The organism is Stieleria neptunia (assembly GCF_007754155.1).
Taxonomy (GTDB): Bacteria; Planctomycetota; Planctomycetia; order Pirellulales; family Pirellulaceae; genus Stieleria; species Stieleria neptunia.
This window is the reverse complement of sequence record NZ_CP037423.1, coordinates 9,041,185-9,061,877: the sequence shown is the minus strand read 5'-3', so window position 1 is coordinate 9,061,877 and position 20,693 is coordinate 9,041,185. Positions and strand designations below refer to the sequence as shown.

At 55.5% G+C, this 20,693-nt stretch carries 24 protein-coding genes; 3 read left to right on the top strand and 21 right to left on the bottom strand.

Translation table 11 applies throughout. The features are described 5' to 3' along the window. Positions 1–32: 32 nt before the first annotated feature. The 10 genes from Enr13x_RS39950 to Enr13x_RS38455 all read right to left on the bottom strand — a co-directional run bounded on the left by Enr13x_RS39950 (position 33) and on the right by Enr13x_RS38455 (position 7,292). A complete protein-coding gene (locus tag Enr13x_RS39950) occupies positions 33–422 on the bottom strand; it encodes a DUF6896 domain-containing protein (protein WP_390621047.1) in 390 nt (129 codons plus the stop codon). A gap of 616 nt (positions 423–1,038) precedes the next feature. Further along, entirely contained in the window at positions 1,039–1,479 is a 441-nt protein-coding gene (locus tag Enr13x_RS31645) for a hypothetical protein (RefSeq protein ID WP_145384899.1), read from the bottom strand. A 93-nt stretch (positions 1,480–1,572) separates the two neighbouring features. Further along, positions 1,573–1,719 (bottom strand): hypothetical protein, encoded by a 147-nt coding sequence (locus tag Enr13x_RS38465; protein WP_197455492.1) that lies wholly within the window; start codon positions 1,717–1,719, stop codon positions 1,573–1,575. A 289-nt stretch (positions 1,720–2,008) separates the two neighbouring features. Next, positions 2,009–2,524 (bottom strand): hypothetical protein, encoded by a 516-nt coding sequence (locus Enr13x_RS31640; protein WP_145390907.1) that lies wholly within the window; start codon positions 2,522–2,524, stop codon positions 2,009–2,011. Between the two features lie 84 nt (positions 2,525–2,608). Next, complete coding sequence (locus Enr13x_RS31635; protein WP_145390255.1) at positions 2,609–3,070, bottom strand: DUF6869 domain-containing protein; 462 nt, start codon at positions 3,068–3,070, stop codon at positions 2,609–2,611. Next, entirely contained in the window at positions 3,067–3,399 is a 333-nt protein-coding gene (locus Enr13x_RS31630; RefSeq protein ID WP_145390906.1) for a hypothetical protein, read from the bottom strand. The genes Enr13x_RS31635 and Enr13x_RS31630 overlap by 4 nt, the downstream gene beginning before the upstream one ends. A 1,144-nt stretch (positions 3,400–4,543) precedes the next feature. Then, entirely contained in the window at positions 4,544–4,873 is a 330-nt protein-coding gene (locus Enr13x_RS31620; protein WP_231743895.1) for a hypothetical protein, read from the bottom strand. A gap of 252 nt (positions 4,874–5,125) precedes the next feature. Further along, positions 5,126–5,290 (bottom strand): hypothetical protein, encoded by a 165-nt coding sequence (locus Enr13x_RS38460; RefSeq protein ID WP_197455491.1) that lies wholly within the window; start codon positions 5,288–5,290, stop codon positions 5,126–5,128. 440 nt (positions 5,291–5,730) lie between these two features. Next, positions 5,731–6,927 carry an IS91 family transposase gene (locus Enr13x_RS31615; RefSeq protein ID WP_145390903.1) on the bottom strand — a complete coding sequence of 399 codons (1,197 nt, stop codon included), beginning with the start codon at positions 6,925–6,927 and terminating at the stop codon, positions 5,731–5,733. 212 nt (positions 6,928–7,139) lie between these two features. After that, positions 7,140–7,292, bottom strand: coding sequence for a hypothetical protein (locus Enr13x_RS38455; protein ID WP_197455490.1), 153 nt, complete (start codon positions 7,290–7,292; stop codon positions 7,140–7,142). A 1,122-nt stretch (positions 7,293–8,414) separates the two neighbouring features. On the opposite strand from Enr13x_RS38455, the gene Enr13x_RS31610 reads away from it, so the two are divergent. Next, entirely contained in the window at positions 8,415–8,747 is a 333-nt protein-coding gene (locus tag Enr13x_RS31610) for a hypothetical protein (protein WP_145390902.1), read from the top strand. Positions 8,748–9,130: 383 nt separating this feature from the next. On the opposite strand, the gene Enr13x_RS31605 is transcribed toward Enr13x_RS31610, so the two are convergent. The 8 genes from Enr13x_RS31605 to Enr13x_RS31575 form a co-directional block, all read right to left on the bottom strand. Then, positions 9,131–9,463, bottom strand: a complete 333-nt coding sequence (locus tag Enr13x_RS31605; RefSeq protein ID WP_145390901.1) for a hypothetical protein — start codon at positions 9,461–9,463, stop codon at positions 9,131–9,133. A 263-nt stretch (positions 9,464–9,726) separates the two neighbouring features. Further along, on the bottom strand, positions 9,727–10,428 hold the full coding sequence (locus Enr13x_RS31600; protein ID WP_145390900.1) for a hypothetical protein: 702 nt from the start codon (positions 10,426–10,428) through the stop codon (positions 9,727–9,729). 105 nt (positions 10,429–10,533) lie between these two features. Continuing rightward, the gene (locus Enr13x_RS31595; RefSeq protein WP_261344216.1) at positions 10,534–11,946 is read right to left on the bottom strand and encodes an IS91 family transposase; all 1,413 of its coding nucleotides are present in this window, start codon (positions 11,944–11,946) and stop codon (positions 10,534–10,536) included. Between the two features lie 14 nt (positions 11,947–11,960). Next, positions 11,961–12,881 carry a tyrosine-type recombinase/integrase gene (locus Enr13x_RS39205; RefSeq protein WP_231743777.1) on the bottom strand — a complete coding sequence of 307 codons (921 nt, stop codon included), beginning with the start codon at positions 12,879–12,881 and terminating at the stop codon, positions 11,961–11,963. 329 nt (positions 12,882–13,210) lie between these two features. Beyond that, on the bottom strand, positions 13,211–13,648 hold the full coding sequence (locus tag Enr13x_RS31585; RefSeq protein WP_145390899.1) for a hypothetical protein: 438 nt from the start codon (positions 13,646–13,648) through the stop codon (positions 13,211–13,213). 108 nt (positions 13,649–13,756) lie between these two features. Then, positions 13,757–13,903, bottom strand: coding sequence for a hypothetical protein (locus Enr13x_RS38450; protein ID WP_197455488.1), 147 nt, complete (start codon positions 13,901–13,903; stop codon positions 13,757–13,759). Between the two features lie 316 nt (positions 13,904–14,219). Then, positions 14,220–14,726 (bottom strand): hypothetical protein, encoded by a 507-nt coding sequence (locus tag Enr13x_RS31580; protein ID WP_145390898.1) that lies wholly within the window; start codon positions 14,724–14,726, stop codon positions 14,220–14,222. A gap of 88 nt (positions 14,727–14,814) precedes the next feature. After that, on the bottom strand, positions 14,815–15,009 hold the full coding sequence (locus Enr13x_RS31575) for a hypothetical protein (RefSeq protein ID WP_145390897.1): 195 nt from the start codon (positions 15,007–15,009) through the stop codon (positions 14,815–14,817). A gap of 788 nt (positions 15,010–15,797) precedes the next feature. On the opposite strand from Enr13x_RS31575, the gene Enr13x_RS39200 reads away from it, so the two are divergent. Next, positions 15,798–16,061: a hypothetical protein gene (locus Enr13x_RS39200; RefSeq protein ID WP_145390896.1), complete on the top strand. Its 264-nt coding sequence runs from the start codon at positions 15,798–15,800 to the stop codon at positions 16,059–16,061. Between the two features lie 284 nt (positions 16,062–16,345). On the opposite strand, the gene Enr13x_RS38445 is transcribed toward Enr13x_RS39200, so the two are convergent. Further along, positions 16,346–16,492, bottom strand: coding sequence for a hypothetical protein (locus Enr13x_RS38445; RefSeq protein WP_197455488.1), 147 nt, complete (start codon positions 16,490–16,492; stop codon positions 16,346–16,348). Between the two features lie 498 nt (positions 16,493–16,990). Here Enr13x_RS38445 and Enr13x_RS31565 point away from each other — a divergent pair, with 498 nt between their 5' ends. After that, on the top strand, positions 16,991–18,016 hold the full coding sequence (locus tag Enr13x_RS31565; protein WP_145385672.1) for an IS630 family transposase: 1,026 nt from the start codon (positions 16,991–16,993) through the stop codon (positions 18,014–18,016). 807 nt (positions 18,017–18,823) lie between these two features. On the opposite strand, the gene Enr13x_RS31560 is transcribed toward Enr13x_RS31565, so the two are convergent. Continuing rightward, positions 18,824–20,104 carry a TlpA family protein disulfide reductase gene (locus Enr13x_RS31560; protein ID WP_197455487.1) on the bottom strand — a complete coding sequence of 427 codons (1,281 nt, stop codon included), beginning with the start codon at positions 20,102–20,104 and terminating at the stop codon, positions 18,824–18,826. Positions 20,105–20,130: 26 nt separating this feature from the next. Further along, positions 20,131–20,451, bottom strand: coding sequence for a hypothetical protein (locus Enr13x_RS38440; protein ID WP_197455486.1), 321 nt, complete (start codon positions 20,449–20,451; stop codon positions 20,131–20,133). Positions 20,452–20,693: the final 242 nt, after the last annotated feature.

Below are 20,693 nucleotides of genomic sequence, written 5' to 3'. Positions count from 1 at the left end.
ACTCGGCGACTCATGTGCATCGTCTGGTTCTGTCATTCTTGCTGCGTTGGAAACAGCTGACCGAGAACCCTTTCGATCACATCGCGACATGAGTCAGCGTCGTCAATTATCGGTGTAAATTTGGTAGTGTCAATTGTCCGGTCATGCACCGAACGTTTGGCAAACAGGACAAGACGCCAGAAATCGGGAGGTGCGAACAGTTGCCCAGGCAGTGTAGAGAAATCAAAATCAATCCCGCCATGTCCGTTGCTTCGTGTTACGTCGACGCCAATACCATGCGTTCGGTATGACCATCCCGTTCCGTCGAGATCATGTCGCCCGCGATTCTCAGGACGAAGCACATCACGTGGTGATTCCAGATTGAGTTCGGCCACAAGTAACGCTGCTGCCGCGTCACGATGTGTGATCCAATTCGCGATCAAATGCTGCGCAGTGTTTTCGTCGATACAACGGACTCCTCAGCGACAGAACGGTACCCGTCACCGAGGACGGACGATTGATTTTCCATTTGTGAAACCGCGCAAGCCGTCCTTCGGTGCACGGGATGGTTCCCCGCTCTTCACGGTAATCCAGCTCGGAACCGGTCGCGTTCACGAGCCAGTGTCTCTTGCGAGGCGCTGCCAATCCAGCCAGCTAGGGCGGGCTGTCCGAAGACGTGAAACCAAAGTGTGCCAAGGGAAACAAACACCAGTGCGTGAATACCAAAGATCCATCCGTTTGAATCGGGCGTTGCCTCAAATTGCAACAAAGAGATGAAGCAGCCAATCGCTGTAAGGGTCGACAGCGAGCTCGCAAGCGTGGAGTTGCGAAGTCGGACGCGTCGATGACAAGTCGGGCATCGTGAAAATGGAAGGACAAGGCGAAAACGTTTCAGCGCACCGTTGCATACAGGACATCGTGTTCGTGCCACGGGCGCAGTTGATGCTGGTGGCGATGAAGGAGTCGAATATGGGTTGAGGTTCGTCATCGCGTGCCGAGAGATGAACTTCGGTCGGGGAACGTTTACGATCAGCTGGCGGCGACGGTAGATCAACGATTTCAAAACGCCCGACTTCGCCGCTCGGTTGCATCGTTTGGTTCTGCCTCTTCGATCTCAATGACGTAGTAGTCCCTTTCGTCGTCTGTATCGGCCGTCCGAAAGCCACGAAATCGAATCCTTGCTATGCCAGGGTTAATCGTATACGAATCCTGAAGTTCCCAGGGCCAACCGAAAACACCGATCTGCCCAGATGGAACGTCAATCGCGGTCACAATGTCAAAATCAGCATTGTCATCGGGTTCACTCACCGCTTCGCGTGGGCCGTAGCTTATGACACGAGCGACAATGTCCCCGGCGGGACACAAAGCCGTAATGTGGTCATGCGTGTTGTGCCTCTGTTGGACATGGGTGTCAGTCCAGTCCTCGGGCGTCTCCGGTTCGAGAACCTGATCGGCGACATAGATTTGACGATAGGTGGAATCAACTTCGTAGGTCTTCATCTTCTTGGCAGAACGACGGTGGTCACCGCGTCGGCGCGAATGACCTGATCTCAAAAATAAACTCAACTCGCCGACTGCGGTGCACCACATGGTTCACGCGGTCGGCCACGACGACAGCCCGAGCCATCGCCGCTCTTTGTCAATGTACTCGATCGGAATCGCCGTGGGAAATCCAGTGTCCCAATCTGCGGTCGGCACTTCAGGCGTCGGTTTGCCTTGGATCGTACTCGTACTCAGCATTGCGGTACTCGTGCTCGTACTCGATCGACAGGCGACGGTTTGTCTTCGTCGGCCGAGTCGACCGCGCAACTATCGAACCGTGACATCAAATGCGAAACCCAGGAAACAGAGGTTCGATGACACCCGGTGGGCGCCCTTCGGGTCACGATCAAACGACAGCAAATCAATTGCCACAAAAGAACGCGAGAAGACGCAAAAGACGAAGTGGACCCTGTCGTCAGGCGTCGGATAGCAGCGTGAACGGTAACGATCACGTGGTCGCCGCGAACGACTCACCACTTCAATAAACTCAACTCGGCGGCTCACGTGCATCGTCTGGTTCGTCGTAAACGGAGTTTGTGCCAACTTTGTCGACAGCAAATCGCACGATCATGTTCTGCAATACGATGGATAGCAAGACCAAAGCAGTTGAAGCTCCAGCGATCACGAGCACAGTCATGAGCCGAGGAAATATGGGAGTCCGGTGCGAGATAAAAAATGGTGAGTAGGTGCTCTGGCCGGGTCGGCTCGTTTTAGTTTGGTTGAACTCGACAGTTTCTCCTGGCTTGGGCAGCACTTCGAAATCCGTGAGCCAGCTACTGCCAAGGTGTACTCGAATATTGCGATCTCCATCTTTCAGGTTACCAATATAGTCGTAGAGAGGCGGACCCATTCCGTCGAAGCTGGTGAAGTCTCTCTCTTCTTGTTCGATTGAAATGATCTCCCAGACACCATCGCGGTCCGCATGGCCAGTAGCCTTCGCGAATGCGAGTAAGACGGCGAAAACCGTCACTACCGCCAATAAATGGTGAAGTTGGAAACGCATAGATTCGTGTCAATCGAAATCGCCTGCTACGACGAACGGTAACGATCACGTGGTCGCCGCGAACGACTCACCACTTCAACAAACTCAACTCGGCGACTCACGTGCATCGTCTGGTTCGCCGCTTTCTCCGCGAGCAACGCACAGGCGGCGCCAAACGTCCGCAGTCATTCGATATTGGTAGCAACCCCTTAACATATTAGCAAACCCGGGATCTTCAGCGGCTGATTTTTCGACAACCGAGATGTAGTCATTTCCGTGATTCCCAAGCAAGTGCTCAACTGGTCCCGCTGCGAGGTGTCCGTGAGTATCCACGTTTCCGTGCGAGTACGCAGCAAGAATGAATTTCCATTGAGCGTTCGGCGATGCCGTAAAGTTCATTGGAACGACGAAGTCGCTTGCGCCGCTCGGCGGATCATCGAGCAACCAAGGAAGGCGCGGAAGCGGATGTGATTCTTCACTTCCGTTGAGTTCAGCATTCCAAGCAATAGCGAATTGATCCCATTCGGCATCGGTGAGTTCATCCCAGCGAGGATCAAGGAATGTCATATGATGCCTTCAGTCAGCGAACGTCCACCGTTCACCGCGGCACGGCGAACGACATTGGGTTTTCGGTTGACGTCGACTCCGTGCCTGCGTGTGCAACGGATGGTTCGCGCGTCCGGCCACGACGACAGCCCGTGCCATCGCCGCTGACGGCCAATGTACTCGATCGGAATCGCCGCGGGAAATTCGGTGTCCCAATCAGCGGTCGGCATTTCAGGCGCCGGTTTGTCTTGGATCGTACTCGTACTCAGCATCGCGGTACTCGTACTCCTACTCGAATCGACAGGCGTCGGTTTGTCTTGGTCGACCGCGCATCTATCGAACCGTGACATCAAATGCGAATCTTAGGAAATGGAGGTCCGATGACATCAGGTGGGCCGAGTTCAGTCACAACGTTCAGCAGCGTGGGCGACCGGCATCGGTTTGTTTGCCTTCCAGTCGAGTACGAGTAGGAGTACCGGCTGACGCCTGAGTACGAGTACGATTTGGGAGCGCGAACGGCGGTGGTCACCGCGTCGGCGCGATGGACCAGAACTCAAAAACAAACTCTACTCGCCGACTGCGGTGCACCACTTGGTTCACGCGGTCGGCCATGGCGACAGCCCGAGCCATCGCCGCTGTTTGCCAATGTACTCAATCCGAATCGCCGTGGGAAATCGAGCGTCCTAATCTGCGGTCGGCACGTCAGGCGTCGGTTTGTCTTGAATGGTACTCGTACTCAGCATCGCGGTACTCGTACTCCTACTCGATCGACAGGCGTCGGTTTGTCTTCGTCGGCCGAGTCGACCGCGCACCTATCGAACGATGACATCAGGAGCGAATCCCAGGATACAGAGGTCGGATGAATTCAGGTGGGCGCCCTTCGAGCGCACCAATCGCAGTCGGGATGCCGGGCGTTGGACCAGGATGCGAACAGCGGAGAAGAGGTTGGTCCACGAATCACTCGAATGACACGAATCGATGTGCCGCGGCGTGTCAGGCGTCGGTTAGCAGCGTGAACGGCGGTGGTCACCGCGTCGGCGCGATCGACCCAAACTCAAAAACAAACTCAACTCGCCGACTGCGGTGCACCACTTGGTTCACGCGGTCGGCCATGACGACAGCCCGAGCCATCGCCGCTGTTTGCCAATGTACTCGATCGGAATTGCCGTGGGAAATCGAGTATCCCAATCAGCGGTCGGCACTTCAGGCGTCGGTTGTCAGCGTTGGCATCGACAGGCGTCGGTTTGTCTTCGTCGGCCGAGTCGACCGCGCACCTATCGAACGATGACATCAAATGCGAATCCCAGGAAACGGAGGTTCGATGACATCCGGTGGGCGATCTTGGGGTCACGATCAAACGACAGCGAATCAATTGCCACAAAAGAACGCAAGAAGACGCAAAAGAAGAAGGGTGCGCTGTCGTCAGGCGTCGGTTAGCAGCGTGAACGGTAACGATCACATGGCCGCCGCGAACGACTCACCACTTCAATAAACTCAACTCGGCGGCTCACGTGCATCGTCTGGTTCCGCGATTTCAGACGGCGGTCGAAAACGTCGTGTCCCGCTGGCAAACACTCCCGCCACTATCGATAGACCTAGGATTTCGGCCAGGATGATCAGATGTGGGTATTGCGTGCCCAAAAAACCGAAAAAACCTAGCGTCACGGAAGGTGGGATCGTAACTGCCGCAACAGAAACCGCGAACTGCCGACGACGAGCAATCGGATCGTGCGGCCACTTCGCAGATATCCGGCGATAGACAAGTCCACCAATCACCCAGCCTGCGACAGCAATCAAAAGCCCCAACGGGTTCTGTCGTTGCATCAGAGGGAGAGCAACCAAGAAACCGCAAAGACCTCCGAGAGCGATGACAACCGATGGGCCATTCCCAATTCGTGAAGGCCCCGACGGACCAACCGGAACGAGATCCGCGAGGTCATTGGTCGTTGATGGGGAATACGGATTGACTGCCATCAGGATTTCATTTGCAGCGGAACGGCGGTGGTCACCGCGTCGGCGCGATCGACCCAAACTCAAAAACAAACTCAACTCGCCGACTGCGGTGCACCACTTGGTTCACGCGGTCGGCCATGACGACAGCCCGAGCCATCGCCGCTCGCTGCCAATGTACTCGATCGGAATTGCCGTGGGAAATCGAGTATCCCAATCAGCGGTCGGCACTTCAGGCGTCGGTTTGTCTTCGTCGGCCGAGTCGACCGCGCACCTATCGAACGATGACATCAAATGGGAATCCCAGGAAACGGAGGTTCGATGACATCCGGTGGGCGATCTTGGGGTCACGATCAAACGACAGCGAATCAATTGCCACAAAAGAACGCAAGAAGACGCAAAAGAAGAAGGGTGCGCTGTCGTCAGGCGTCGGTTAGCAGCGTGAACGTCTACGTTCACCGAGTTAGCGGCGGTAAACGCTGGCGGGTGAGTGGGCTGATTGGCACTTCGTTGCCCCTGATGCTAAGTTCGGTGCAACGTTTGGTTGAACGAGGCCTTCGTTCGGCCCCGATGTCGTGGGACCGGCTCGACCGATGTTTAGGAGTTTACCCGATCGAACGACCCGTCGTGAGGGATTCTAGCAGCTGTCCCCAACGAATGGATCTCATCGGGCGCGCACCTTCGGTACCGTCGGTGGCAATGGCTGTCCCTTGTGAAATTCTCCAGCGGCATCATGCGGCTTGCCCTTGTTTCTCACGCCAAGAATACGCATCAGAGGGAGGATCCCGCCCGGCGGAAAATTCGTGATGCGAGACCAACCGTTTACCACACACCGGACACGTGCAAGCATCAAGAAGCCCGGCCGACTCGCACCATTGTTGCCAAGTCAACTGTTCAAGCGAGTCGGACTCTGGCGGCTCCACGCCGAGCGCGGCACGGGCCTCATCGAGCTGGGAGTATTGGTTGCCGCTGTACAGACCGTAGCCGCGAACCGTCTGAAATCGCCGCGGCGGCACGTGCTCCAGCCAGCGGCCGAGAAACTGATCGATCGGCAACGCGGTCACCCCCTGACGTTTCCCGTCCCCACCGTCCTGCGTTCCAATCCGATAGCGAAACACGACCTTGTCATCTTGAACGTCCAGTAACCGTGACTTGCCGATCGGGCCGCCCTTGATGTACCGAGCCAAATAGGTCGCCACACCGGAGCCATCACGATAGGCGTCAAATATCTTGACGTTCCACGGTTTGCCGCTGAGCTTGGCCAACAGCTTCTGAAAGTCGGATGCGCTCATCGAGTCGGGCAATTGGATCTTGCCTGATTGAACCTTCTGCTGAAGCATCGCCTTGAATTTGCCGCGGAACTTGAGCATCAACACTTTGCGGGGCAGCAAACAATCTTTTTGGGGACGGCGCCACGTCCCATCACCAGCCAGCCCGCCGGCGGTGACGATGCAATGCAAGTGCACGTGCGGCAACAGGGTCTGGTTCCAGGTGTGCAGCGCCGCCAGGATCCCAGGCTTCGCACCGAGGTACTTGGGGTCCTTGAGCAGTTGCTGGAGTGTTTCCTTCGCGGCGTTGAAGAGGGTCTCTGCATAGGCAGCCTTGTTGAACCGCCAGATTCGATTCAGTTCGCTCGGGAGTGTGAAGACGATGTGATGATGCGGGCAGGGCAGCAAGCGTTGCTTACATTTGGCCAGCCACTGCTCTCGGGCCACCCAGGCGCACTGGGGGCAGCACCGATGCCGACAGGAGTTGTAGGCGATGCTGTGGTAGTGACCTTCGGGGCAACTGTTGACGTGCCCACCGAGCGTCCGAGTGCGACAGTGTTGGATGCACCATGCGGCGCGAAGCATCTCCCGCGAGACGTGAAAACGCGAGGCGAAGGAGTCGAAATAGCGTCCGAAAATCTGTTGAAGCGTGATGGCCATCGGCACCTCGCAATCAATGTTTGCAGCTCAACCCGAAGGCCAGTTCAACGGCGGTGGTCACCGCGTCGGCGCGATCGACCTAAACTCAAAAACAAACTCAACTCGCCGACTGCGGTGCACCACATAGTTCAACGGCGGTGGTCACCGCGTCGGCGCGATCGACCTAAACTCAAAAACAAACTCAACTCGCCGACTGCGGTGCACCACATAGTTCACGCGTCCGGCCACGACGACGGCACGAGCCAGCGTCGCTGTTTGCCAATGTACTTGATCGGAATCGCCGTGGGTAATTCAGTATCCCAATCAGCGGTCGGCACTTCAGGCGTCGGATCGTCTGAGATCGTACTCGTACTCGTGCTCAGCATCGCGGTGCTCGTGCTCGTAATCGATCGACAGGCGTCGGTTTGTCTGCTTCGGCCGAGTGGCCGAGTCGACCGCGTACCAATCGAACAATGGCATCAGGAGCAAATCCCGGGAAACGGAGGTTTGATGAGATCAGGTGGGCGTCGCTCGAACGCACCAGTCGCGGCCGGGATGTCAGACGTTGGTTTTGTTGCGGCCCAATCGCTTACTAGCACGAGCACCGTTTCACTGAGCACGAGCACGATTCAGCAGCGTGAACGTCGGTGGTCACCGCGTCGGCGCGATGGACCTAAACTCAAAGACAAACTCAACTCGCCGACTGCGGTGCACCACATGGTTCACGCGTCCGGCCATGACGACGGCACACGCCATCGCCGCTGTATGTCAATGTACTCGATCTGAATCGCCGTGGGAAATCGAGCGTTCCAATCTGCGGTCGGCACTTCAGGCGTCGGTTGTCGGCGTTGCAATCGACAGGCGACGGTTTGTCTTCGTCGGCCGAGTCGACCGCGCAACTATCGATCCGTGACATCAAATGCGAATTCTAGGGAACAGAGGTTCGATGACATCCGGTGGGCGCCCTTCGGGTCACGATCAAACGACAGTAAATCAATTGCCACAAAAGAACGCGAGAAGACGCAAAAGAAGAAGTGGGCGCTGTCGTCAGGCGTGGGTTACCAGCGTGAACGTCCACCGTTCACCGCGGCACGGCGAACGACATTGTGCTTTCAGTTGACGCCGACTCCGTGCCTGCGTGTGCAACGGATGGTTCGCGCGTCCGGCCACGACGACGGCCCGGGCCATCGCCGCTGTTTGCCAATGTACTCGATCGGAATCGCCGTGGGAAATCGAGCGTCCTAATCAGCGGTCGGCACGACAGGCGTCGGTTGCCAGCGTTAGAATCGTCAGGCGCCGGTTTGTCTTCTTCGGCCGAGTCGACCGTGCACCTATCAAACCGTGACATCAAATGCGAATCTCAGGAAACAGGGGTTCGACGAATTCCGGTGGGCGCAGTCCGAGCGCACCCATTGCGGCATCAGCGTGGCCCAAGGGGAATAAGGACCACGCAAAGGCGCCAAGCCGCAAAGGAATGGGTTCTAATCTTTGCGGCTTGGCGACTTTGCGTGAGCCCCTTCCAGCAAGTACGTCAGCGCACCAGTCAAACCGCCGCAGATCACTTGCCACAAAAAGCACAAGAAGACACAAAAGAAGAAGTGGGCCGTGGCAGTCAGGCGTCGGCTAGCAGCGCGAACGTCACGGATCACGCGGTCGCCGGGAGCGATCCTCCACTTCAAAAACCACGACTCGGCGACTCGTCGTGCATCCGATTGTTATTTGCCTTTTGTGATACGCGGTGGATCGTGGTCATGCGTTTCCCCATCAATTCCTTCGCTCTCGTCGACAACACCATCACCATTTACATCGGCATCCAGATTCCGACGGCGTCTAGTTGGTGACCTGAGCTTTACAAAAGTTCCATTCTCTAAACGAACGTTGAAATCAAACCAGACTTTCTTCGAGACGGCAGAGTTTAAGACGTCATATTGGCGTTTGGTTAGTGATCGAATCGAACTGATACATCGCAAGTTTCCGAGATGCGAAAGCGAGCGGAGGTCATGTAGGGTATACCCACGACTTGGGAGACCAACCGAATCCACGTCGTTCGCAACATAGACGGGAAGCAGTGCGCAATGCAGTCCAATATTCGCACAGGGATCACGTCCGATCAACCGAATCTCGTGTGCCCGTAGACGCTTAACAACCACGTCGGTTGGGTCGTAGACTGGCGGCCAAGTAAACAGAACTGCCAATGAAACGTTTAAGAATTGAGAGCCCAGATTCATGTCATACCTCCGTGCAAATAACGTCCACCGTTCACCGCGGCACGGCGAACGACATTGGGTTTTCGGTTGACGTCGACTCCGTGCCTGCGTGTGCAACGGATGGTTCGCGCGTCCGGCCACGACGACAGCCCGTGCCATCGCCGCTGACGGCCAATGTACTCGATCGGAATCGCCGCGGGAAATTCGGTGTCCCAATCAGCGGTCGGCATTTCAGGCGCCGGTTTGTCTTGGATCGTACTCGTACTCAGCATCGCGGTACTCGTACTCCTACTCGAATCGACAGGCGTCGGTTTGTCTTGGTCGACCGCGCATCTATCGAACCGTGACATCAAATGCGAATCTTAGGAAATGGAGGTCCGATGACATCAGGTGGGCCGAGTTCAGTCACAACGTTCAGCAGCGTGGGCGACCGGCATCGGTTTGTTTGCCTTCCAGTCGAGTACGAGTAGGAGTACCGGCTGACGCCTGAGTACGAGTACGATTTGGGAGCGCGAACGGTGGGGATCAGCGGGCGGCGGGAGTTGACATTGGTCTCACGAGAAACCGCACCACCGCCGCTCCGTTGCATCCCATGGTTATCGCAGTTCGTGAGTTACGAGTTGTCAGCCGAATCAGGCACGAGCACCAATCTCACGCCTGTGTATTCGTCGATTCCATCATCCCCGGTCGGAGGCGTCGGGCTGGCGTAGTGCCTGAATGTCGAGTGTTCGTAATCGGGCGGAGAACCTGTCAGCACAAAACTTTCTTCGTGGAACGAAGGGTCATGCCTATTTCGGGCGCCTTCTGGAGTCGGCATTTTTGTTTTGACGGCAAACTCCCAATTCTCGCCTGTCATGCCCTCGATATCTTCAGCAAGCTCGGTGCTCCTGCGTCTTCGAAGCAAATAGTAGGTGTATCGCCATTCGGCGACCGTTGGCAGACGGTAAGCAAACGAAGGGTCGTCGGAAGACATTGAATGTACTAACCTTACCGCGTCAATCCAAGACGGAATTGTTTGCGACGGATGAAGGTCTTTCCGTAAATTGACGCGAAGATTGTCCGGAAATACTGCAGCGAACTCAAGTCGAGACAGTTCCGACCGCTGCATGTAAAACGAAGAAATCGGTTGAAAATGAATATCGTGGGATTCGCAATGCGCCTCCCAACCTTCTCCGGAAGCCGGAATCAGAACGAATTCCATTCCCCACTGATTCGTAACCATAGTTGAAAGTTCGCGCGCGGAATCAACATCGGTTGGGCGAGAGCAGCCCAATAAAAGCAAGGCGATAAGTAGCAGCTTAGCCGGCATTTTCATTGTGAGCGATAACGAAATGCGATCTATCCGGGCACGGGACGTGCAGGGATAGATCGTGCGTTGAAGTTTGTCGGCTCGACTTGGCCGGGTTCAGGTAGACCGCTATTAGAATAGCTGCAGTTGCCGCGTGCCAGCTTTGGCGTTTGATTCGGGTGCGGTTTCGGGGGCCGTCCGCTCCCTTGCACTTTCAATGCCACTTTTCAGATACCACGCGTACCATTCCGAAAAGCCCTCACCCATTGCCCCGTCCCAAAAGCGAATGTCATCTTTTTCTTGACTCTCGCGGTACCAAAGTGGGCTATCTTTCGAGTCCCGCCGGAAGATTTCGCTCCACGGTCGCTTCTCATACTCGTGCGTCAGACGAAGCGATTCGCTGCCACAGTGCTCACAGCACAACGTCGATTCGGGCTCGGCCTCGACCGAGTCGACTTCATCAGAGAGCAAGTCGAGAGTCCCCGCCTGCGATCGGTCGGCATCGGTGAGTGACGCTCGGCACTTCGCGAGATATTCTTCAGCTTTTGTATTCGACCAGCCTCCAAACTGACGTGTTTTGGTCAACTCTTTTGGCAGAATGTGCAGGCACCAGCGACGGATGAACTCCGATGTCGAGAGAGTGAACGGAACTTGAAGCGATTCACCACCGGTGGTGCGGCCTTCGCGGGCCCAAAATGTGACCTCGTGGTCGTCCGCGGCGATGATGCGGTAGTCACTGATCGGCCCACCGGTCAGATAACGCGTTAAGTAACGAACCACGTGCTCGCCGCGACTGCTTTCGGTCGGAGGGGGTTCGATGTAGCTGACCCATTCCTTTGATTCGAGCTGATCGATCATCTCCTCCCAGGCTTCGTCACCTTGCAGATACGCCAGCGAGCCGTCGAGTTTCAATTTGTCGTTCTTACGAAGACGCTGTAGGTGAGCCACCGCGATCTTCCGAAACGATCTTCGAAGATTGATCGCATCGACGAGGTACTGGCGGTCATCTTCATAGCCGTCGACTTGCGGCGCCCTGGCTTTAATCCAACCTCCATCGCTTAAACTGGGCCCCGCCCCCGGAACCAATGCGTGAACATGCCAATGAGCATCCAGCTTCTGGTTCCAGGTGTGAAGCACCATCAGCGCAGCGAGCTCATATTGCTGTTCTGTTTCAACCGTCTTTTTGAGAGACTTCCAAGCAGAGTGGAACAGCAACTCCGCGATCTCTTGACGATTCGCCAGTGCCATCGTCGAGACCACCTCCGGCAACGTGAAGACGACTTGGTAGTAGTTCACACCGTCGAGGATCAGTTTCGAAGCTCTATCGGAGAAGTTCTGGCGTTTTCCGCCACTACATTGCGGACAGTGCCGATCGCCACAGGAGTTGTGTCGTTTCGTCAGGCGATCACAATCATCACACTGATACCAACGACCACCGAGTGCCGAAGTACGGCAGAGGCTGGTCTTGGCCAACACGCTTTGGACCGTCATGCTGGCTCCCCCGTCGCGGTGCTCGTTGACGTAACGTTCAGCACCGCGACGAATGAGTTGATGGACGGTTAGCTTTTCTTGCCTGAATCGTCCTGTTCGCCGTTCTCCGTCGGCGGCGTGTAAGTCGGAAGTTGCTTGACCGGCAACCAGTCCAGTGGACTCGGGGCACTGTGCAGGTGCTCCCGGCGGCAATGCAGATAGACCATCGTCGTGATGAAGCTCGCGTGACCAAGGAGCTTGCTGATCGTCAACAGGTCCACGCCAGCTTCCAGCAGTCCCGTCGCGTAGGAGTGTCTCAGGACATGAGGATAAATCCTGCGTTTGATCCCCGCCTTCTCCCCTGCATCCTTCATCGCTTTGCGAATCGTGGTGTCGGCGTAGGGTTTTCCCGGAATCTTTCCCGGGAACAACAAGTCGGTCGGCTTGTACTTGAGCCAGTAGATCCTGAGCTCTTTCAAGAGCCTCGGTGAGAGAGGGATCAAGCGTTCCTTTTTGCCCTTCCCATTGGCGACTCGAATCATCATCCGTTTGGAGTCGATGTCGTGGATCCTCAAGTTGGCCGCTTCGGCGAACCGCAGCCCTCCGGAGTAGAGCGTCATCAGAAAGGTTCGGTGTTTCAGATTGGCCGTGCATTGAATCAGCTGGTCGACTTCTTGTCGGCCGAGCACGGTAGGCAGCTTCTTGGGCCGTTTGCCGAAGGGAACCATCGTGACCGGCCAGGGCATGGGCTGGGTGTAGCGATAGTAAAACCGTAAAGCACAAACGGCCTGGTTGAACGATCCGTATGCAAGCTTTCGTTCTCGGATCAGATGGAGCTGGAAGGTTCTAACGTCTTCGACGGTTGCCTGGTCGAGCGGTTTTTGGATAAAGTCGGCAAACTTTCGCACGTGATAGGTGTAGGCGTCGATGGTGGCTTCGGCCATGTTGCGGATCATCATGTCTTCGGCGAGCCGCTTGGTGAGTTTGCAGGTTCGTTTTTTGTGTGACATCACGGTTGCTTGTCCTTGTTGTGAAACAGAGTTCAAAAGAAGTTCGCGCCGCAGCGTGCGGGGAACACAACAAGGGTGCGTCAACGAGCAAAAAGCGCAAGTTAAAACGCCAGGCAAGGCTTAAAGAAAGAGACAGAAAGAACGCCTAGCGCGCACAACTGGCTAACCGCAAAAGCGCCTACAGGCGCGCCGAAAGACAGACACGTTGTGACCCTCACACACTCACCGCACTGACAAGAGAAAACGGTCACGCCAATGAAGTCGCTGCCGATTAAGTTCAACGGCGGCGATAACCGAGACGCGGCAAACGACTTTCCACTTCGAAAACCTCAATTCCGCGTCTTCGGTTCATCGCATGGTTCTGCTTTTCTCCGAGTCTCTTGGTGCGCTCTGAGGGAGCCAGTCAACGAGGCAGCGAATAGTGCAGAGAGTACACCAAAATGCGTATCGATAAGCCCTTGAACAAGCCAGTATCCTCCATTGCCCGCGTCCAGGTCCGGAAACGAGATATTGTCGGCAACGTACGTAGAAAGCCATTCAGGGCAAGCAGAAAACATGGGAAGTAGCAGTGCGAACACACCAAAAGTGAAACAGTAGCTCTGGATACGTCCTGTGGTGTGGAATGCAACCGTGAACGACGTCGCGACGGAGAGAATCCGCAACGCATCAATCAAATCGGCGATGACCACGCTGGGTTCAACAAGAGTCGCGAATGCAACCGCGGACCATCCGGTGAAAAGCAACAGCGTTCCGATTGTTGTTCGCATTCGGATTCGTCATACCTCTCAAGCAGAACGGCGGTGGTCACCGCGTCGGCGCGATCGACCTGATCTCAAAAATAAACTCAACTCGCCGACTGCGGTGCACCACTTAGTTCACGCGTCCGGCCACGACGACAGCCCGAGCCATCGCCGCTCTTTGTCAATGTACTCGATCGGAATCGCCGTGGGAAATCCAGTGTCCCAATCTGCGGTCGGCACTTCAGGCGTCGGCTTGTCTTGGATCGTACTCGTACTCAGCATTGCGGTACTCGTGCTCGTACTCAATCGACAGGCGTCGGTTTGCCTTCGCCGGCCGAGTCGACCGCGCACCTATCGAACCGTGACATCAAATGCGAAACCCAGGAAACGGAGGTTCGATGACATCCGGTGGGCGACCTTCGAGTCACGATCAAACGACAGCAAATCAATTGCCACAAAAGAACGCGAGAAGACGCAAAAGAAGAAGTGGCCGCTGTCGTCAGGCGTGGGTTACCAGCGTGAACGGTAGAAATCACGGGGAACGGGCGAGAGACTTGCAAGCAGACGAGAAAACGGACCACCCGTTCTCCCGTGCATTTCATGGTTCTGTCGTTCTTCGCGTGACCCCAGGTCGTTCGTGTCCACCTGGTAACGCCGACAGCACTATCTTACCAGTAATCCATTCGATCAACAAAATGGGCAGTAGTGTGAGGATGCTGACGGGAAGCAACATTAGCCCAGCCCATCCTGTGGATGCAGCGAAGACGACAAGAAGCACAAGAATCAGCGTTGCGTTTGAGTGAATACTGTCGCGGCCAACGTTGCAATAGTGAATCCACAACCCCGTCGGAAACCAGGAAACGAGCAACGCCGTTGGATATGCGAGCGGCCCCAAGTAAGCAAAAGCGTCGCGCAGCAATTCGGCGAATGCGATTCCGGCGATAATCAACACAAACGCAATCACTGCGTCCACAACCCACCGCATTGGTTGTTCTGGGGCAATACGCGAGGGCGTCGGCGCGAAGACCATTCTCCGTAGACGCTCAAGAAGCGTTCGGTCTTCCGTCGCGACATTCGTCGGCTCGTACGGATTGAGTTTCTTCATCGACAGAACGGCGGTGGTCACCGCGTCGGCGCGATCGACCAAAACTCCAAAACGAACTCAACTCGCCGACTGCGGTGCACCACTTGGTTCACGCGGTCGGCCATGACGACAGCCCGAGCCATCGCCGCTGTTTGCCAATGTACTCGATCGGAATCACCGTGGGAAATCGCGAGTCCGAATCAACCGGCCGGCACGACTGGCGTCGGTTGTCAGCGTTGGCATCGACAGGCGTCGGTTTGTCTTCCTCGGCCGAGTCGACCGCGCACCTATCGAACCGTGACATCAAATGCGAAATCCAGGAAACGGAGGTTCGACGAATTCCGGTGGGCGCCCTTCGGGTCAGGGCCAAACGACAGCAAATCAATTGCCACAAAAGAACGCGAGAAGACGCAAAAGAAGCGGGCGCTGTCGTCAGGCGTCGGTTAGCAGCGTGAACGTCGACGATCACCCCGTTCGCGGGCCAACGGACTGGAGTTTGCGGCAGTGTGACCGTTGAAACGGTTAAAAGTTTGTCTATCGCAACAATGAGCGAACTGGGGTGCATCGTTTGGTTCGCGCTTTCGGCCGGAACGCCAGCTAGAATCATCGTCGCGGACTGCCAATGTACTCGATCGGGATCGCCGAGGGAAATTTCAGCGTCCCAAATTGCAGCCAGCACTTCAGGTGTCGGATTGCCTTCGATCGTGCTCGTGCTCAGCACCTCGGTGCTCGTGCTCGTAATCAATCGACAGGCGTCGGTTTGTCTTCGTCAGTCGAGTCGACTGCGAGCCAATCAAACGATGACATCATATGCGAATACTAGGAAACAGAGGTCTGACGAAATCCGGTGGGCGCCGTTCGGGTCACGATCAAACGACGGCGAATCAATTGCCACAAAAAACGCGAAAAGACCCAAAAGAAGAAGTGGGCGCTGTCGTCAGGCGTGGGTTACCAGCGTGAACGTAAAGGATCACGCGGCGGCGACAAGCGATCTTCCACTCCGACCAACTTAACTTCGCCGCTCGTCGTGCATCCGTTGGTTCGCCACCTACCGATTGCGTTTCATCAGAGACGAGTCAAAGTGTTCGCAATATGGACAACGACCATCGTCCTCTACATGCCCTCGCCAAAAGTATCGCCCGCAAGAAACGCACTTATGACGATTCTCAAGGCCATCCAATTGATCTGGGCCGTGAACTGGTGGTCGATGAACCCAAATCGAATCAAGAAAAACGTCGTCCCCCGTCCATCGTGCCCAGGTTGAATCCCACATACGTGGGCCAAACTCTGGAGTGTCGAGCAGGCGTGCTCGCAGTTCAGCATAAAGTCGATCCGGCGTGCTCGTGCCAAAAATGATTGTCCGAAGCCCTCCAGACTCGGTTTCATATTCCGTTCGCAAACTATTTACAAGTTTCGTGTCAGAGCAGATTGCCTCGATACGTCTCTGCAGTTCAGCACGCTCCGAGCTCGAGAATGGGCCGACGTCCGTTACAACGATCATCTCGTTCGTGTCCCCCTCGTCAATTCGAGTGTGCATGCCAGAGCATTTCAGTTGGCGAACGGCGGTGGTCACCGCGTCGGCGCGATGGACCTAAACTCAAAAACAAACTCAACTCGCCGACTGCGGTGCACCACATAGTTCACGCGTCCGGCCACGACGACAGCCCGAGCCATCGCCGCTCTTTGTCAATGTACTCGATCGGAATCGCCGTGGGAAATCCAGTGTCCCAATCTGCGGTCGGCACTTCAGGCGTCGGCTTGTCTTGGATCGTACTCGTACTCAGCATTGCGGTACTCGTGCTCGTACTCGATCGACAGGCGTCGGTTTGCCTTGGTCGACCGCGCATCTATCGAACCGTGACATCAAATGCGAATCTTAGGAAACGGAGGTCCGATGACATCCGGTGGGCCGAGTTCAGCCACAACGTTCTGCAGCGTGGGCGACCGGCATTGGTCTGTTTGCCTACCAGTCGAGTACGAGTAGGAGTACCGGCTGACGCCTGAGTACGAGTACGAATACGATTTGGGAGCGCGAACGTTACGGTTCAGCGGGCGGGCGCGAGCGATTCTCAACTGCAAAAGCGGTCACCACGCCCGCTCCGTTGCAACCGATGGTTCTGCTTCGCCCTGGGTTAAGCACGTGAGCATGTGTAGTTCATGGAAATTGGCAAGGCTTTTGCAGGTTTGTCACGATGGGCGCGGTTCGTTCTTTTGCTAGCTAATTGTCCGGTCGTCGGACGGGCCTGGCAAGGTCGGTGCCTCCCGACAATCACGGGAGACTTACCATGGCAAGACCTGCAACCGTTTTCGCGAAAATCACGAACCAGCAGCAACGTGACCGTCTGATTGAGCTTTGGAAACAGCATCCAAACCATTACACACGAATACGGGCACACGCGATTCTTCTGAGCGATGCTCAATACGAAATTGAGCAGATCGTCGATATTCTTAGTGTCAGTAGAGACAGCGTGCGAGCTTGGATCAAACACTTTGAACAAGACGGACCAGACGCCCTGCTGGACGAAAAGCGACCAGGCGGACCGAGGAAGCTCAATGAACAGGAAGAGCAAATCCTCAAAGATTTGTTGCGGCAATTTCCCTCCCGGCCTGCCACAGTCCTGTCGCGTTTGCGAACACGGACCGGCAAATCGATCAGCCGACATTCGCTGCGTCGTTACGCCCGACGATTCAATTTGAGCTGGAAGCGGTTTCGGCGCAGCCTGCGGAAAAAACGAGACGAAAAGGCTTTCCGGTTGGCTCAAGAGGAACTCGCCGAGTTGCTCAATGAACCTGAACTGGATGTCGTATACTTTGACGAAGCGGGATTTTCGCTTAAGGGCGTGGTGCCATACGGATGGCTTCCCATCGGCGAACGGACCGATGTGCCAGTCACCGGCGCCCATGGGGCGACGGTTCAGGCACTTGGCTTTGAGCATCAAGATGGAACCACCCATACCTATCTTCACAAAGGGTACGTCAACACGCAAACGGTCATTGAAATCATGGATGATTTTTGTGAGACGATTGACCAAACAACGGTGGTCATCCTCGACAATGCATCTTGCCACACCAGCGGAGCTTTTGAAGCATCGATCGAACGCTGGGCAGAGCGTGGGCTGCTGGTTTATCATCTTCCGCCGTATAGTCCCGAACTGAATTCGATCGAGCGACTATGGAGGCAACTAAAGTATCAACAAATGCCCGCCACGGCCTGGGAACGATTCAAAACCTTGTTACAAACGCTGACGACGAAGCTATGCGAAATCGGTGAGGTAACCTACATGCCATCACTTGAAAGTTATGCCGAATAACTCGTGCTGACGTGCTTAGGATGCACCACCGTGAGAAGCTATTGCCGCGTTCTGTCTTTCGACGGGTTGGACCGTCTGGGTAAAGTCCTGCGGGGACATCGCTCCGGCCAACGGTTGCGTTAAACTGAGTGTAGCCTACCGACGCGACCGATACCATTAAGTCATTTTCTGCGAAACCACCAACGGCGAGCCAGAGTAGTGCAGGTCGCTCCATTGGTGATACGTCGGCCGCAAAGTTGCCCAAGACGTGAACATGGGTGGAAGGCGTGCCGGTAATCAACGCGCCGGAGAAGTCACCGTCGATCCATATCTTCGATGATCCACTCACCGCGATTTTTCCGTAGACGGACCCGCCGATGAAAATGTGATGAAAGCCCGACGCATTGATTGTCGCTCCCTTCGCGACGTCGCCACATAGTATCACTTCGTGGTGCCCGCCAATCTCAAGCCCGGAGTTAAGATCACCGTTGATGTGGACAATGCCACCATCCGGGGCGGAAATCAAGGCGTCACTATCGGCGTTTAGTGCCAGCGCATCGCCGGAGCCAATGAGCACCGGTTCAGTCTGAGATGATCGTTCGCCCCATCGTTTTTCGGATTCACCGTTGAACCGCCAGTACGAAATAGATGACGGAAATACCATCCCAGCGAGCACGTCAAGATGTGCAACGCGTCTTTGAATGTTGGGAGGAATCATAAGTAACCAATTAGCAGAACGCTACGGATCACGCGGTCGCCGCGAGCGATCCTCCACTTCAAAGACCACGACTCGGCGACTCGTCGTGCATCCGATAGTTATTCCGTGTTTTACTTCAGCAAGCTACGGACCGCGTTTGCTAGTTCTTGTCCACGGAGGTAGCGAAACCGAATGACACCACGTTGGTCCAGCACAAAGGTCGTAGGCCATTCACGAACATTCCATTGAGCTGAAATCCGATTGCTGTCCTTTCTATCCCACCAAACTCGCCAAGTGATTGTTTTAGAGTCCAGAGACTCATGGACGGTTTCAATCGTTTCATCTGCTTGAATTCCGACAAAGACGAATGGTTGTCCCGACAACTCCTCGATCAATTGGCGATTATCAGGGTACATCGCTTCACAGGGTCCACACCCCTTGAACGAGAACATCACGACAACCACGTTTCCGTGGAAGTCAGCAAGGCTCATAGGCTTTCCTATTGCATCATCGACGTCAATCGGCGGGGCTAGTTGGCCAATTGAGTGATTAAGTTCAAAATGAACCGCCGGCAGACGATCGACAATACGCTCTCTCTTCGCTTCCAAAATGTCGTCGTACTCGCTTCTCATGACTTCAACAACCACGGGAGTTCTGACGTCTGCCCGCGGTGGTCGAAGTTCGTCTCGGTAATCATCCTGGATCTGTCCGGTGAGCGACAACGCCTCTGCGCGGTTACGCTCGACGTCTACGTCCTTAAGGCTCGCGGAAAAACGCTCCAATTGGTTGATGCGAGCTTCATTCTCTGGATCGTCTCGGTCCATGACAGCAAGCTTTGATTCAAATATGGCAGGTTGATTAGCCTCTTTCGCAAGGTAGTTTGCAAGTTCGTACATAGCAGTCGCCCGAACATACACGTGCCCTGAGGAATCAATCAGATCGCGTAGGAAAGTCTTCGATGCAGGAACTCTCGCACCGGAAACCGCAGATCGACACGTCGTGTCGACGTCAGGGTAATCATGATAGTGTTGAGCAAGAATTCTCATCGCGGCAATTTTTCCCTTGGTCACGGGGAAATCGGCATCGCTAACACTTCCGGCTTCCAATACCAAATGATACAGACAACTGAAACCGATCCGGGTCCCGCGTGATTGCTGTTCGAGCGTCAAGAAGTCGGCGACCATCGTATTCATCGGGTGGTTTTCAAGAAATCGCTTGAGGCCATCTTCGTCCTCCTGCGGCTCATGAGCGTAGAACTGTTCTTGAAGGGTGTTATAACGAGTCGCCAACTCCTCGAAACGCGACTTGGGGTCGATGCTAGAAGTTTCTTGAGATGCATCTGGCTTTGCGTCTTGGCCGAAGCACGCCGGGAGTCGTAAGACAAATAATAGTAATACGAGGAGAGTTCTCATCGGCGTCGCACGTGGAGGATGACGGTTTAATCGGAATAACGTCCACCGTTCACCGCGGCACGGCGAACGACATTGGGTTTTCGGTTGACGTCGACTCCGTGCCTGCGTGTGCAACGGATGGTTCGCGCGTTCGGCCACGACGACAGCACGAGCCATCGCCGCTCGCGGCCAATGTACTCGATCGGAATCGCCGCGGGAAATTCGGTGTCCCAATCAGCAGTCGGCACTTCAGGCGTCGGTTTGTCTTGGATCGTACTCGTACTCAGCACCGCGGTACTCGTACTCCTACTCGAATCGACAGGCGTCGGTTTGTCTTGGTCGACCGCGCATCTATCGAACCGTGACATCAAATGCGAATCTTAGGAAACGGAGGTCCGATGACATCAGGTGGGCCGAGTTCAGTCACAACGTTCAGCAGCGTGGGCGACCGGCATCGGTTTGTTTGCCTTCCAGTCGAGTACGAGTAGGAGTACCGGCTGACGCCTGAGTACGAGTACGATTTGGGAGCGCGAACGGCGGTGGTCACCGCGTCGGCGCGATGGACCTGAACTCAAAAACAAACTCAACTCGCCGACTGCGGTGCACCACT

Excerpts from the sequence above, each read along its gene's own strand:
- Enr13x_RS31600 (WP_145390900.1), bottom strand. The coding sequence starts at position 10,428 with ATGAAAATGCCGGCTAAGCTGCTACTTATCGCCTTGCTTTTATTGGGC.
- Enr13x_RS38465 (WP_197455492.1), bottom strand. The coding sequence starts at position 1,719 with ATGCTGAGTACGAGTACGATCCAAGGCAAACCGACGCCTGAAGTGCCG.
- Enr13x_RS39200 (WP_145390896.1), top strand. The coding sequence starts at position 15,798 with ATGGACAACGACCATCGTCCTCTACATGCCCTCGCCAAAAGTATCGCC.
- Enr13x_RS31615 (WP_145390903.1), bottom strand. The coding sequence starts at position 6,927 with ATGGCCATCACGCTTCAACAGATTTTCGGACGCTATTTCGACTCCTTC.
- Enr13x_RS31565 (WP_145385672.1), top strand. The coding sequence starts at position 16,991 with ATGGCAAGACCTGCAACCGTTTTCGCGAAAATCACGAACCAGCAGCAA.
- Enr13x_RS38440 (WP_197455486.1), bottom strand. The coding sequence starts at position 20,451 with ATGTCACGGTTCGATAGATGCGCGGTCGACCAAGACAAACCGACGCCT.
- Enr13x_RS31630 (WP_145390906.1), bottom strand. The coding sequence starts at position 3,399 with ATGTCACGGTTCGATAGATGCGCGGTCGACCAAGACAAACCGACGCCT.
- Enr13x_RS31585 (WP_145390899.1), bottom strand. The coding sequence starts at position 13,648 with ATGCGAACAACAATCGGAACGCTGTTGCTTTTCACCGGATGGTCCGCG.
- Enr13x_RS31560 (WP_197455487.1), bottom strand. The coding sequence starts at position 20,104 with ATGAGAACTCTCCTCGTATTACTATTATTTGTCTTACGACTCCCGGCG.
- Enr13x_RS31645 (WP_145384899.1), bottom strand. The coding sequence starts at position 1,479 with ATGAAGACCTACGAAGTTGATTCCACCTATCGTCAAATCTATGTCGCC.
- Enr13x_RS31580 (WP_145390898.1), bottom strand. The coding sequence starts at position 14,726 with ATGAAGAAACTCAATCCGTACGAGCCGACGAATGTCGCGACGGAAGAC.
- Enr13x_RS39205 (WP_231743777.1), bottom strand. The coding sequence starts at position 12,881 with ATGTCACACAAAAAACGAACCTGCAAACTCACCAAGCGGCTCGCCGAA.
- Enr13x_RS38455 (WP_197455490.1), bottom strand. The coding sequence starts at position 7,292 with ATGCTGAGCACGAGTACGAGTACGATCTCAGACGATCCGACGCCTGAA.
- Enr13x_RS38460 (WP_197455491.1), bottom strand. The coding sequence starts at position 5,290 with ATGTCATCGTTCGATAGGTGCGCGGTCGACTCGGCCGACGAAGACAAA.
- Enr13x_RS31575 (WP_145390897.1), bottom strand. The coding sequence starts at position 15,009 with ATGTCACGGTTCGATAGGTGCGCGGTCGACTCGGCCGAGGAAGACAAA.
- Enr13x_RS38450 (WP_197455488.1), bottom strand. The coding sequence starts at position 13,903 with ATGCTGAGTACGAGTACGATCCAAGACAAGCCGACGCCTGAAGTGCCG.
- Enr13x_RS31640 (WP_145390907.1), bottom strand. The coding sequence starts at position 2,524 with ATGCGTTTCCAACTTCACCATTTATTGGCGGTAGTGACGGTTTTCGCC.
- Enr13x_RS31635 (WP_145390255.1), bottom strand. The coding sequence starts at position 3,070 with ATGACATTCCTTGATCCTCGCTGGGATGAACTCACCGATGCCGAATGG.
- Enr13x_RS31620 (WP_231743895.1), bottom strand. The coding sequence starts at position 4,873 with ATGCAACGACAGAACCCGTTGGGGCTTTTGATTGCTGTCGCAGGCTGG.
- Enr13x_RS31605 (WP_145390901.1), bottom strand. The coding sequence starts at position 9,463 with ATGTCACGGTTCGATAGATGCGCGGTCGACCAAGACAAACCGACGCCT.
- Enr13x_RS38445 (WP_197455488.1), bottom strand. The coding sequence starts at position 16,492 with ATGCTGAGTACGAGTACGATCCAAGACAAGCCGACGCCTGAAGTGCCG.